General features: G+C 59.1%; 15 protein-coding genes. 9 read left to right on the top strand and 6 right to left on the bottom strand.

What is annotated here, in order from left to right; all coding sequences use genetic code 11:
* Nucleotides 1–60: 60 nt before the first annotated feature.
* Nucleotides 61–1797, bottom strand: a complete 1737-nt coding sequence (gene argS / locus V8J85_RS05050) for an arginine--tRNA ligase (RefSeq protein ID WP_339952590.1) — start codon at nucleotides 1795–1797, stop codon at nucleotides 61–63.
* A gap of 121 nt (nucleotides 1798–1918) precedes the next feature.
* On the opposite strand from argS, the gene V8J85_RS05055 reads away from it, so the two are divergent.
* Nucleotides 1919–2431 (top strand): ClbS/DfsB family four-helix bundle protein, encoded by a 513-nt coding sequence (locus V8J85_RS05055; protein ID WP_339952591.1) that lies wholly within the window; start codon nucleotides 1919–1921, stop codon nucleotides 2429–2431.
* Here V8J85_RS05055 and V8J85_RS05060 read toward each other — a convergent pair.
* The gene (locus tag V8J85_RS05060) at nucleotides 2428–4263 is read right to left on the bottom strand and encodes a cation:proton antiporter (protein WP_339952592.1); all 1836 of its coding nucleotides are present in this window, start codon (nucleotides 4261–4263) and stop codon (nucleotides 2428–2430) included. The genes V8J85_RS05055 and V8J85_RS05060 overlap by 4 nt on opposite strands.
* Nucleotides 4253–5425 (bottom strand): deoxyguanosinetriphosphate triphosphohydrolase, encoded by a 1173-nt coding sequence (locus V8J85_RS05065; protein ID WP_339952593.1) that lies wholly within the window; start codon nucleotides 5423–5425, stop codon nucleotides 4253–4255. The genes V8J85_RS05060 and V8J85_RS05065 overlap by 11 nt, the downstream gene beginning before the upstream one ends.
* A gap of 76 nt (nucleotides 5426–5501) precedes the next feature.
* Here V8J85_RS05065 and V8J85_RS05070 point away from each other — a divergent pair, with 76 nt between their 5' ends.
* The 5 genes from V8J85_RS05070 to V8J85_RS05090 all read left to right on the top strand — a co-directional run bounded on the left by V8J85_RS05070 (nucleotide 5502) and on the right by V8J85_RS05090 (nucleotide 7986).
* The gene (locus V8J85_RS05070; protein WP_339953069.1) at nucleotides 5502–5825 is read left to right on the top strand and encodes a HesB/IscA family protein; all 324 of its coding nucleotides are present in this window, start codon (nucleotides 5502–5504) and stop codon (nucleotides 5823–5825) included.
* Nucleotides 5825–6328 carry a hypothetical protein gene (locus V8J85_RS05075; protein WP_339952594.1) on the top strand — a complete coding sequence of 168 codons (504 nt, stop codon included), beginning with the start codon at nucleotides 5825–5827 and terminating at the stop codon, nucleotides 6326–6328. The genes V8J85_RS05070 and V8J85_RS05075 overlap by 1 nt, the downstream gene beginning before the upstream one ends.
* A gap of 77 nt (nucleotides 6329–6405) precedes the next feature.
* Nucleotides 6406–6600, top strand: coding sequence for a hypothetical protein (locus tag V8J85_RS05080; RefSeq protein WP_339952595.1), 195 nt, complete (start codon nucleotides 6406–6408; stop codon nucleotides 6598–6600).
* 57 nt (nucleotides 6601–6657) lie between these two features.
* Nucleotides 6658–7437: an exodeoxyribonuclease III gene (gene xth, locus V8J85_RS05085; protein ID WP_339952596.1), complete on the top strand. Its 780-nt coding sequence runs from the start codon at nucleotides 6658–6660 to the stop codon at nucleotides 7435–7437.
* A 63-nt stretch (nucleotides 7438–7500) separates the two neighbouring features.
* Nucleotides 7501–7986 (top strand): hypothetical protein, encoded by a 486-nt coding sequence (locus V8J85_RS05090; RefSeq protein ID WP_339952597.1) that lies wholly within the window; start codon nucleotides 7501–7503, stop codon nucleotides 7984–7986.
* Nucleotides 7987–7990: 4 nt separating this feature from the next.
* Here the strand turns inward: V8J85_RS05090 and V8J85_RS05095 are convergent, their stop codons facing one another.
* Together V8J85_RS05095 and dksA are read right to left on the bottom strand one after the other, a co-directional pair.
* Nucleotides 7991–9139, bottom strand: coding sequence for an FAD-dependent monooxygenase (locus tag V8J85_RS05095; RefSeq protein ID WP_339952598.1), 1149 nt, complete (start codon nucleotides 9137–9139; stop codon nucleotides 7991–7993).
* Nucleotides 9139–9561, bottom strand: coding sequence for an RNA polymerase-binding protein DksA (dksA, locus tag V8J85_RS05100; RefSeq protein ID WP_339952599.1), 423 nt, complete (start codon nucleotides 9559–9561; stop codon nucleotides 9139–9141). Before dksA ends, V8J85_RS05095 begins: the two co-directional genes overlap by 1 nt.
* Before the next feature lie 180 nt (nucleotides 9562–9741).
* Between dksA and V8J85_RS05105 the strand changes: the two genes are divergently transcribed.
* Nucleotides 9742–10581, top strand: a complete 840-nt coding sequence (locus V8J85_RS05105; RefSeq protein WP_339952600.1) for an AAA family ATPase — start codon at nucleotides 9742–9744, stop codon at nucleotides 10579–10581.
* Here V8J85_RS05105 and V8J85_RS05110 read toward each other — a convergent pair.
* The gene (locus V8J85_RS05110) at nucleotides 10578–10736 is read right to left on the bottom strand and encodes a hypothetical protein (protein ID WP_339952601.1); all 159 of its coding nucleotides are present in this window, start codon (nucleotides 10734–10736) and stop codon (nucleotides 10578–10580) included. The two genes, V8J85_RS05105 and V8J85_RS05110, sit on opposite strands and share 4 nt — an antisense overlap.
* A gap of 275 nt (nucleotides 10737–11011) precedes the next feature.
* Here V8J85_RS05110 and V8J85_RS05115 point away from each other — a divergent pair, with 275 nt between their 5' ends.
* Together V8J85_RS05115 and V8J85_RS05120 are read left to right on the top strand one after the other, a co-directional pair.
* The gene (locus V8J85_RS05115; protein WP_339952602.1) at nucleotides 11012–12358 is read left to right on the top strand and encodes a DUF2927 domain-containing protein; all 1347 of its coding nucleotides are present in this window, start codon (nucleotides 11012–11014) and stop codon (nucleotides 12356–12358) included.
* 13 nt (nucleotides 12359–12371) lie between these two features.
* Nucleotides 12372–12542 (top strand): hypothetical protein, encoded by a 171-nt coding sequence (locus tag V8J85_RS05120; protein WP_339952603.1) that lies wholly within the window; start codon nucleotides 12372–12374, stop codon nucleotides 12540–12542.
* The last annotated feature ends 4 nt before the right edge of the window (nucleotides 12543–12546 follow it).

Below are 12546 nucleotides of genomic sequence, written 5' to 3' on the forward strand. Positions count from 1 at the left end.
CCCATGCCTTTGCGGCTTTCGGGGTCTCTTGAACTTGCTCGATCCGGCGATGGTGTATTGTTACATCTCTTCCGCCGGAGTCACGCCAAGAATACCAAGACCTTGCGAAATAACAATCGCTACGGCCCGACCAAGGGCTATTTTCGCCTGTGTGGTATCTGGGTCACCCTCGATAACAAAATTGAAACGATCAGATTCTTTGTTTCTGCTGTAGAGCGAGTTAAATTCCGACGCGAGATCATACAGGTAGAAAGCGATCCGATGAGGCTCATGACCTTTCGCCGCGATCTCGATTAGTCGCGGCCATTCACCCAGCTTCTTGATCACTCCGATTTCGGCTTCGTGCGACAGAACCGAAAGATCAGCCTTCGACAGGGTATCATCCTCTACAGCCACAAACTTCTTGGCTTTCGCTGTCGCTGAGTTCACGCGAGCATATGCGTAGTTGATGTAGAAAACCGGATTGTCCTTCGACTGCTCCAGCACCTTGTCAAAGTCGAAATCCAACGGTGCGTCGTTCTTCCGCGTCAGCATGTGGAACCGCGTCACGTCCGGCCCGACCTGATCAACCACATCGCGCAAGGTCACAAAGGTCCCTGCCCGCTTGGACATCTTGAATGGTTCACCATTTTTGTAGAGCTTTACCAGCTGCGTCAGCTTCACGTCCAAGGGCACCTTGCCTTCGGACAGCGCGGACACCGCCGCCTTCATCCGCTTGACATAGCCACCGTGATCAGCGCCGAAAACATCGATCAGCTGATCGAAACCGCGTTCGATCTTGTCATAGTGATAGGCAATGTCCGGCGCGAAATAAGTCCAGGACCCGTCCGATTTCTGCACGGGCCGGTCAACGTCGTCACCATGCTCGGTCGATTTGAACAAGGTCTGTTCGCGCGGTTCCCAATCCTCGGGCACTTTGCCCTTGGGTGGCTCCAGCACACCCCGATAGATCAGGCCCATCTGATCAAGCGTCTGGATCGCATCCTCGATCCGGCCCGAGCCATAGAGGGATTTCTCGGAAAAAAACGTATCCATTTCAATGCCAAGAACGGCCAGATCCTCGCGGATCAGGCCCATCATCGCCTCGGTCGCGAATTCCCGAACGTCTTCCAGCCAGAACTGCTCGCCCTTGTCGACATAGTCGTCGCCGACCTTGTCTTTCAGCCTTTGCCCGACCGCGATCAAGTAGTCGCCGGGATAGGTTCCATCCTCGAACGCGACCTCTTTCCCGTGGGCCTCCAGATACCGCAGGTAGACCGACCGCGCGAGCACATCGACCTGCGCGCCGCCATCGTTGATGTAATATTCGCGGGTCACGTCATACCCGGCATAGTCCAGTAGCGATGCCAAAGCGTCACCAAAAACCGCACCCCGCGTATGCCCTACGTGAAGCGGACCTGTCGGGTTGGCCGAGACATATTCGACCATCGTCTTTTGCCCCTGCCCCATCGACGACCGGCCAAAGCCCGGATCGGTCAGCGCGGCCTGGATCACGCCATGCCACACTTGTGGCTCAAGCCGCATGTTCAGGAAACCGGGGCCAGCGACCTCGGCCACAGCGATCTGCGGGTCTTCCAGCAGCTTCGCCGCCAAGGCTTCGGCAATCGCGCGCGGGTTCATCTTGGCGGGTTTCGCCAACACCATGGCCGCATTCGTTGCCATATCGCCATGCGCAGCATCTCGTGGCGGCTCGACCGTGATCGCAGCGGTGGATAGCCCGTCAGGCAACGTGCCCTCGGCCACCAGTTGATCAAGGCAACCCAGCACGCGGGCGCGAATATCGGCGAAAAGGTTCATAACGGTCTTTCGGATAAGCCATTCAGCGGTGCGCGACATGTACCACTGCGGACGGGCGCGTCAATCATTGACGGAAATCAAGGAAGGGCAAGGCCAAAGCGTCACAATGCGGGAAACACATATGCCGGAGAACCAAATGGCCGCGACCAACAAAGCCGATCTGATTGCGATCACCGAAAAGGAATGGGCGAAGCTGACGAAAACGCTCGACACTGTCAGCCCGGATATCGCACTCACAAAAGTTGACGACATGTCGATCAAGGACACGGTCGGGCACCGGGCGCACTGGATCGCTTTGTTTCTCGGTTGGTATCATGATGGTCGGACGGGCAAGGACGTTCACATTCCGGCGAAAGGGTACAAGTGGAACGAACTCAAGCGCTATAACGCCGACTTGCGCCAAAAGCAGGCCGATCTGACGTGGGAGGATGCGCGCGTGCTGCTGACCGAAAAGGCGGAAGAATTGCTGAAATTCATGCACGACCAGACGGACGAGGCGCTGTATGGTGGTTCGATGAAAGGTGGCAATGGCAAGTGGACGACGGGCCGGTTCGCCGAAGCCTCCGGCCCCAGCCATTACCGTTCAGCAACCAAATACATCAAAGACGTCTTGCGCCAGCTGGACGCTGCCTAGGTATCAGACGGCGGTTGTTCGTCGGCGACCTTGTCGGGCGGGCGTAACGTGATGATACGCACGTCCGGCGCGGGCCTTACTTGATCGTCATTGTTGGTCAGCGTGATCTCACCGCCCGGTGATATACGGGCAAAAACATATGCTTCTGGCCTTTTCGCACGCCATTCTTCAAAACCGAATTCCTCGGTCAGACGTGTGACGCGAAAGGTCCAGCCTTCCCAGATCAGCTTGTCCAGTCCGGCATGCGTTTCATCGGCGCCCAATGCCCGTCCGCCCAATGTCGATGGCAGTTGGTGGCGGGCGCTGTCGCGCTTTTCCCGGCGCACCTGAAAGACATTGTCACGACCATATTCCGGTGCCAGGTCCGTCGCGACCAACGTGTTGTAGGCATCGTTATCCGTCGCGGCGACAAGCATGGAATAACCCGCCAGTTCCAGCCTTTGTTCCGCCGCTTCCGACAGGATATCACCCGAAAAGGTCGGAATGCCCGCGCTGCGCGCGCCGCGCAGATGCCCGAAATTTGGATCGGTCATCAGGACGGGCACCTCGGCTTTCTGCAAGGCCTCGGCAAAGGCGGTTGTCCATGGCGATCCACCAATGATGACGACACCGGGCTTGTCCGTGCCGGTCAAACCCAAGAGCTTGGCAAAAGGCGCAAGCGTGAAACCGTGAACCACCACCGTCGTGGCGACCAGGACAAATGCCAAAGGGCCGATGGACGCCGCATCTTCCAGACCAAGGTCCAGCAGCCTGTCGCCGAAAAGCCCGGCGACAGCAATCAAGACAACGCCGCGTGGACCGGTCAGCGCGACCAGTAATTGTTCGCGATAAGGGATGCCCGACCCAATCAAAGACACCAGAACGGTCAGCGGGCGCGCGACAAAAACGACAAGCAGAACGAACAGAACCGCGCGCCAGTCCAACCGGCCGAGCGCCGCGAAATCAAGACCTGCCGCCAACAGGATGAACACACCCGACACCAACAGGACCGTCGCATGTTCCTTGAACCGGCGAAGCTCTTCGTAGCTGGGCAGGTTCGCGTTGGCGATGTAGATGCCCATGATCGTCACGGCCAGCAGTCCGCTTTCGTGCAGGACATAATCCGAAACACCAAAGATCGCCAAAAGCGACGCGAACAGCACCGGCACCTTCATATATTCGGGCACCCAGCCTTGCTTGAAAGCCCGGGCAATGCCAAAGCCGCCTGCAATGCCGAGGATCGTAGCGATGCCGATCCCCACCGTCAGATCCCAGACCGCGCCACCCACTGTCGTCGCGGTATTCAGGACCAGAACGACCTCGAACGCCAGCACGGCCGCCAGCGCGCCGATGGGGTCATTGACGATGGCCTCCCATTGCAGCAGCGCCGCGGGCCGCTTCGACAATCTTGCCGTTCGCAAAAGCGGTGCGATCACGGTTGGGCCTGTCACGATCATGATGCCGCCAAAGACCGCAGAGCTTTCCCAGCTCAGACCTGCCGCATAATGTAACGCCATCGCCGAGGTCAGCCATCCCAACGGGGCTCCGACAAAAACAAGCCGCCTGACGCCTTTGTCAGCGCCACTCAGCCTGTGAAAGTTCAGGGTCAGCCCGCCCTCGAACAGGATGATGGCGACGGCGATCGATATCATCGGGCCGACCAGCATCCCGATATCACGGTCCGGGTCGAAAACGCCCGTCACCGGCCCAATCAAAATCCCGGCCACCAGCATCAGCACGATGGCGGGCATCCGCAGCCGCCAAGCCAGCCATTGGGAACCCACGCCCAGCGCACCGACAAGCGCGAACGCCATCACGGGGGCCATTGCCCCGGCTTCAGTTTCAACTGCCATCGATCACCCCCACCGGCACATCCGCCCCGCCAATCAAACGCTTATGCTGCTGAATGGCAAATCTGTCGGTCATGCCGGCGATATAATCGGACACGATGCGCGCCAAAGTGGTCCGATCCGGCACATCGGCCACGTCCTTGCGCCATTGCTTTGGCAGTTCATCAGTGTTTTCCATGAAGAAAGGAAACAGTTCGTTGATCATTTTCGTCACAACCCCACGCATTTCGACGACCGCCGGGGCACGATACATCTTTTCGAACAGAAACTGACGGATAACCTTCAGGTCGGTCCAGAGTTCCGGGGAAAATTGCACCATCATCCGACCGGCGTGGCGCACATCATGGACCGTGGCCGGGGCAAGTTCTGTCAGGTTGCGGCGGCTGACGGTGATCACATCTTCGACCAAAACCCCGAAAAAGCGGCGCAGCGCCTCGTGACGGCGGCGATAATAGTTCAGGCCCGGATATTTGGCGTCCACCCGAGCAAAACAATCGCTCAGGATGGGCAGTTCAGCCAGATCATCGGTGCTGAAAAGCTCTGCCCGCAGGCCGTCATGCAGATCGTGGTTGTTGTATGCGATATCGTCGGCAAGCGCAGCCGCCTGCGCCTCGGCGCTGGCATGGGTCTGCAATTCCAGATCGTGCCGGGCATTGTAGGCGGCCAAGGCCCACGGGATATCCCCTTTGACCGGCCCGTTATGTTTGGCGATCCCCTCCAGTGCTTCCCAGGTCAGGTTCAGCCCGTCCCATTCGGCATAGTGGCGTTCCAGATTGGTCACGATATGCAGCGCCTGCGCATTGTGATCGAACCCGCCATAAGGCTGCATCAGCGCATCCAGCGCCTCTTCCCCCGTATGCCCGAACGGCGTATGGCCCAAATCATGGGCCAGCGCGACGGCCTCGGTCAGTTCCACATTCAGGTCCAACGCCGCCGCCACCGTCCGCGCCACTTGCGCGACCTCGATCGAATGGGTCAGGCGGGTACGGAAATAATCGCCCTCATGTTCGATGAACACCTGCGTCTTGTGCTTGAGCCTGCGAAAGGCGCTGGCATGGATGATCCGGTCCCGATCCCGCTGAAAAGGCGAACGAAAGGTGCTTTCTTCCTCGGCATAAAGCCGCCCGCGCGCATTTGCCGGGTCGGTCGCATAAGGTGCGGCCATCTTGTTTGCCTGTCTTGTCCGTTTTGCCTGCCACTCCTATATTGCAAGTGAGAACAGACCGATAGGTTGCATTATGCTGACGATCCCACCCAAAGTGACTGACCGTGCCTTTGAAAGGCTTGCCGAAATCGGTGCATCCGAACAGGGCAAGGCGCTGCGTGTGGCTGTCGAAGGCGGCGGGTGTTCCGGCTTTCAGTATGAAATCGACCTGGACGAACCCAAGGATGACGATCTGGTCCTGTCCGATAAGGGGGAAACAGTCGTGATCGACAGCGTTTCCCTGCCCTTTTTGGCCGATGCCGTGATTGACTTCAGCGAAGAACTGATCGGTGCGCGCTTTGTCATCAACAATCCCAATGCCACATCGTCCTGCGGTTGCGGCACGTCGTTTTCAATGTAATGCAGGATAATGAGCGGCTGGCCGCGCTGATTCTGGATCAGATCAGCGGCGAACATCGACTGGCCGTGGAAGAGACCGAATTCGTCGCATTGCTGCAAGCCGCCTTGCAAGACGGTTCATCCCGGCTGGATCTGCGCGACCGGCTGCTTGTCGGCGCACGGGACAGCAACAAGGTTACACTGACGGACATTATCGAGGTCATGTCGCAGAGTTTTTCCGATGAAATCCGGGATCTTGGCGAAGATATTTCACGCATGGAAAGCGACCTGATCCCCAGTCGTCTGGCACTAAGCAGCCTGGTGGGTCTTGTATTGGGCACGGGCGTGACCCTATTTCTGGGAGAGAGCGATGCAATGACGTCAGCCATCCTTCTGAGTGTGCTGGGCATTGGATCGGCGGCGGTGACGTTCATGCGCAAACGCGCCTTCCGCAAGATATCGGGCCTGCGCGTGCAAAAGGCAAACTACGAAAACTTTCGGGCGCTTTTGCAAGGGCTCAAGTAATATGCTAGGAAATGTGCAGGCAGTTTTGCGAGTATAGGCAAGTTTGATCAAGGAACCGGGGCAATTTGATGCAAGAAATGATGACGATTACATCCGGTGAATGGGTGTTGCTGGGGCTGGCCGGTATCGCGCTGGTCCACACTGCATATACATGCATGTCACTGCGCAGGGACGTTGTGCAAGCCGATGAACGGCAGCCCTTTCGCGGTTTGACGGCAGCTCTTTCCGACGTCCCCAAGCGGACGCAGCTGAAAGCGGCCAAGAGCGCATAAACACCTTGTGAACGTATCACCGTTCCGCCAAAACTGCCCCGACCAATGGGGGCAGACATGAAAATCGCGACTTTCAACATCAATGGCATCAAGGCCCGAATCGGCGCGCTGACCGACTGGATTGACGAAGCTGCGCCCGATGTCGCGATCCTGCAAGAGATCAAATCGGTTGATGAAGGCTTCCCGCGCGAGGTATTCGAGGACAAGGGGTACAACGTCGAAACCCATGGGCAAAAGGGCTTTAACGGCGTTGCGATCCTGTCCAAGCTGCCCCTTGAGGACGTCACCTGCGGCCTGCCGGGCGATGACAGCGACGAACAGGCGCGCTGGATCGAGGCGACGGTTGTTGGTGACACAGCTATCCGAATCTGCGGCTTGTATCTACCCAACGGCAACCCCGCCCCCGGTCCGAAATACGACTATAAGCTCGCCTGGATGGAACGGCTCCACGCCCGCGCGCAGGAATTGCTAACGCAAGAAGAACCGGCGCTTATGGCGGGCGACTATAACATCATACCACAGGCCGAAGATGCCGCCCGCCCCGATGCATGGCGCGACGATGCGTTGTTCCGGTTGGAAAGCCGCGACGCCTGGCGCCGTATCCAGAACCTTGGTTTTACCGAAGCATTCCGCGTCCGCCAAACCGGCACCGGGCATTATTCCTTCTGGGATTACCAGGCCGGGGCATGGGATAAAAACGATGGGATTCGCATCGATCACTTCCTACTGACGCCACAATGCGCCGATCTTTTGAATAACTGCTGGATCGAATCCGACGTTCGCGGACGGGAAAAGCCATCGGATCATGTTCCGGTCTGGGTTGATCTGGCGGCCTGATCCGATCACTTTTTGTGGAACGATCATTATAAAACTGTGTTACGGGTGCATGGAGGGTTGACCATGTTCGGCAGATTGATCACAGCGGCATCGTTTGCGACGGCTTTGCCCGCGGTAACGCAGGCACAATGTACGATATCCGTGCCGGGCACGGCATGTATCAAATCGTCTGACGAACAATCACTTGCAGCGCTGTCGACGCCAGTCGAAGCACCGACGCCCGAAGTAACTCCGGAACCAGCAGCAGCACCAACGCCAACATCAGCCGCAACAAGTATTGCCGCGCCCGGGTGTCGAAATGCGATTGCCGGAACGGTCTGCGTCGCCGTTCCGCAAAAACCCCGCCCGGCCCCCGTTGCGGTTGGTGATATGCTGGAACGCGGACAATATTCCATGTTGATGAACGCCCGTTACTACGGGCTGCCAAGCGCGGGTGACGGATGGGTATATATGCAGATCGAACGCGAGATCTATCGCGTGGACTGGCGCACCCATGAGGTATTGGAACAGGTCACCCACAAGGCCAGCCGTAACTGGCGGCGGTGGTGAACCTTCAGGCCGTCACATCATGATCGTATAGCCAGTCCAACCGGCGCAGAAAGGCCCCCGGCGCGAACCGGCCCATCAGGCGCAGGCCGCTATGCGCCACATCACGCCGCAAGCCCGTGAGATGATAGTTACGGGCATTGGTGTTTGCGGCGGCGATAGCCCGGCTGACCCTGGCATGACGCTTGACCTGATACTCCCCGAAGGCCAATGGTAGGTCCTCACGCGCGTCGCAGCAACTTGCCAGCACATATGCATCCTCAATCGCAAGGTTTGCCCCTTGCGCCAGAAACGGCAGCGTCGGATGGGCCGCGTCACCCAAAATGACGAACCGCCCCTTATACCAGCTTTTGGCGACGTTATGGCGGAAGAGACCCCACAGATGTGTCGTTTCGACCTCGCCCAACATGCCCTTCAGTTCCCAGCCTGCATCGCTGAAAGCGGCCCTTAAATTGCCGGGGTCGTCCTGATGGTGCCAGCCTTCGTCGGCCCATTGGCTGCGTGCCTGCACGGCGACCATGTTCACACGACCTTTCGACAACGGATAGGTTACCACATGGCGGCGGGGCAGCATCCAGATGCGGGCGACCGGCGGCAAATCGGCTTTGCGAATGACCGCGCGCCAGGCGACCTGCCCCGTGAAAAACGGTTGCTCTGGTACGATCACCTGCTTGCGCGTGACGGACCGAATACCATCGGCACCAATCGTGACATCCGGCTGAACCCGGCCATCCGAGGTCTGGAAAGAGCCGTCATCGGCAAAATCTTCGATCCGGCTATCCAGTTTGATCCGAACGCCGATCGCCTCGCACGCCCGACCAAGCAAGTCGATCAGGGCAGCCCGGTGGCAAAAATAGTAAGGTGCGGCCTGATCGGACAGATCAAACCGCGCCAGCGGTTTGCCCGTCAGTCCGTCAACAGGCTCAACCGCTTCGGCGCGCAGGCATGATGCGGCCATCGCGCCGGCAAGGTCCAGGCGGGTCAGCACACGCATTGCATTGGGGGTGATCTGAATACCGGCACCGACCTCCGTCAGGGCGGGCGCTTGTTCATATACAGTGACGTTGGCCCGCTGCCGAGCGAATGACAGTGCCGCCGTCAGGCCGCCGATACCGCCACCGATAATCGCGATGTTGCGGCCGCCATTGTGGGACATCAATCGTCGCGGTGCACTTTTTCGCGGCGCTCGTGGCGTTCCTGCGCCTCGAGGCTCATCGTGGCGATGGGGCGTGCATCCAGACGTTTCAGCGAAATCGGCTCACCCGTCATTTCACAGTAACCATATTCGCCTTCGTCGATCCGGCGCAGGGCCGCATCGATCTTGCTGACCAGCTTGCGCTGGCGGTCACGGGTGCGCAATTCCAGCGCCCGATCCGTCTCTTCCGAGGCGCGGTCGGCCACATCGGGGATATTGCGCGTCTGATCTTTCATGCCGGCGACGGTGTCGCGGCTGTCTTCGAGAATTTCGGATTTCCAGTTCAATAATTTACGTCGAAAATACTCTGTCTGCCGATCGTTCATGAATGGTTCGCTCTCGGCGGGGCGATAATCTTCTGGAAGAAAAACTTCGGCCTTCATCGTCATACCCTTTATCTCCTACGCGCCTTCGGACCACCCAACCCGTGACACGCTCCTGATTTTGTGGCGGGTTTACTCCCTTGCCGGACGGCTGTCACCCCCTCATTTCCGTTGCTGGCGAGGTGTTGATGATCCGTGACGGGCTGCTAGGTTGCGCCAAAGGATAAGGGGCTGAAAAACATGCGATTCACAGGCACCGACACTTATGTCGCGACCGACGATCTGACCATGGCGGTGAACGCTGCGGTGACTCTCGAGCGGCCATTGCTCGTTAAAGGCGAGCCTGGAACCGGCAAGACCGAATTGGCCCGTCAGGTCAGCGCCGCGCTGGGGTTACCGATGATCGAATGGCACATCAAATCGACGACCAAGGCACAGCAGGGCTTGTATGAATATGACGCGGTCAGCCGCCTGCGTGACAGCCAGCTCGGCGATGAACGTGTGCATGATGTCGCCAATTACATCAAACGCGGCAAGCTGTGGCAGGCCTTTGCCGCCGACGGCAAGGTCGTGCTTCTGATCGACGAAATCGACAAGGCGGATATCGAGTTTCCCAATGACCTGCTGCAAGAGCTCGACCGGATGGAGTTCCACGTCTACGAGACCGGCGAAACGATCAAGGCACGGCACCGCCCTGTCGTGATCATCACGTCGAACAACGAAAAGGAATTGCCTGACGCATTCCTGCGCCGCTGCTTTTTCCACTACATTCGGTTCCCCGATATCGACACCATGCGCCAGATCGTCGAGGTGCATCACCCCGGCATCAAAGAGGCACTGCTGACCACTGCGCTGGCCCAATTCTACGAGGTGCGTGAAACGGCCGGTCTGAAGAAAAAGCCATCGACCTCCGAAGTATTGGACTGGCTGAAATTGCTGCTTGCCGAGGACCTCGATCCGTCCGACCTGAAGCGGAATGGCGCGAATGCGTTACCGAAACTGCACGGCGCCTTGCTCAAAAACGAGCAGGATGTGCACCTGTTCGAGCGGCTCGCCTTCATGGCAAGGCGCGGCGGTTAGGTTGCCTCGGTGATGACCGACGCCGTAGCGGCGCGATCCGGAATACTGGCAACCGCCGTCAAGTAGCCCATCGCGCCAAGAACCAGCGCGTAAATCAGGATCAGGCTCAAGTCATCGGACCACTTGCGGGCCGGTTCGTATGTGATGTTCTGCATTTCTGCCTCCGTCGTATCAGACGGCTTATGTATTCGCGGGATGCTGCGGTTGTAAGGCAAGGCACCTCATACCCGCCATTACCACATTTCATACCTTTGCACGCCACCCACGGCGATTTGACTGGTCACCTGCGCAAAGCACGATATGTTCGCACGAAACGCCAAGCAGAGCAGTCGATGAACTCAACCCATGAAACGATGATCCGCCCCCGCCTGCGGGATAAGAGGCAATGCGCCGCATTCGTTTCGCGTGTCGATGAAAAGCGTCACGCCACATGAGATATGTCGCCGTTCTTGCCATCACATGGCTCGCCGCTTGCGCCCCGCAAACGCCGGCACCCGACCCGATCCGGTTGACCTTTCCGGAAATGCGTAGTTTTGCCGCGCGCAGCCCGGGCCCGGCGACGCGCCCCAATTCCGAGATCGCGCTGGATTTCGTCGACCTTGCCTTTCGGATGGAAAGTGGACGCATCTTGCCGGTTCTGGCACGGTTCGAAGGCCCGATCACGATCCGAATGGCCGGGCCTGTCAATCAGTCGATGACGAACGATCTGAACGGCCTGCTGGACCGCCTGCGCCGGGAGGCGCGGATCGATATCAGCGTGACCAACGCAGCCGACGCAAACATCGTGATCGAGGCGATTCCATCGCGGCAGTTGCAACGGGTCGCACCGAACGCTGCCTGTTTCGTCGTGCCGCGTGTACAAAGCTGGAGCGAGCTGCGCGCGGCCCGCGGCACCAGCAGGATCGATTGGGCCACGGTCACGCAACGGGACAAGGCGGCCATCTTTCTGCCCGCCGACGCCGCCCCGCAAGAAATCCGCGACTGCCTGCACGAGGAACTCGCCCAGGCGCTCGGCCCGCTCAACGATCTGTACCGCCTGCCGGACTCTGTGTTCAACGACGATAACTTTCACGCGGTTCTGACAGGGTTCGACATGCTGATCCTGCGTACATTCTACGCACCCGATCTGCGCAGCGGCATGACGCAGGAACAGGTCGCCGAACGTCTGCCGCGCATCCTTGCCCGGATCAACCCGCGGGGACAACGGCGTGGCGGCCAGATACCCAGCGCGACATCGCGCGAATGGATCGACGCGATGGAATCCGCGCTCAGCGGCAATACGTCGGATCGGCGCCGCCGGCGCGCTGCGCTCCAGGCGATCGAAATCGGGCGCAGTCTGGGATGGACCGGCCCGCGCGAGGGCTTCGCCAACTATGCCTACGGGCGGCTGCAACTTGGCAACGACTCGACGGTTGCACTTGCCGCCTTCAACGCCGCCGGTCGGGCCTACCGCCAAAGCGCGGTCACCAACATTCACGCCGCGCATATCGCCGTGCAGTTGGCAGCCTTCACGTTGATCTCGGGTGATCCCGACACGACGATAGAAATCACTGATGAGGCCATCCCGATCGCGCGGCAGCATCAGAACGCGGCCCTGATGGCGCTTCTGATGATGTTCAAAGCCGAGGCGCTCGATCAAAAAGGCGATCGCGAAGCGGGAATGAAGGTCCGGCTGGACAGCCTTGGCTGGGCGCGGTACGGCTTTGGAAGCCGAGACGAGGTGATCGACCGCCTGAACGAGATCGCCGCTCTGCCGCCTGCCCCGGCACCAAGCTAGAAGGAACAACCCCATGATCTATCCCCTGGCTGGTCTGGTATTCGGGGCTGTACTGGGTGCCGTTCGCGCCAAAATGCGCGGCGGCAAGGCGTTCGACCTTCTGCAATGGGGGGCCGTGTTCGCGATCATCTTCGGCCTGATCGGATTGTTCGTGTTGATCTTCATCGAACGCAGCTACGTCTAGGCCC

The sequence above is a fragment of the Yoonia sp. 2307UL14-13 genome, from assembly GCF_037572755.1.
In the GTDB taxonomy this organism is placed as follows: Bacteria; Pseudomonadota; Alphaproteobacteria; order Rhodobacterales; family Rhodobacteraceae; genus Yoonia.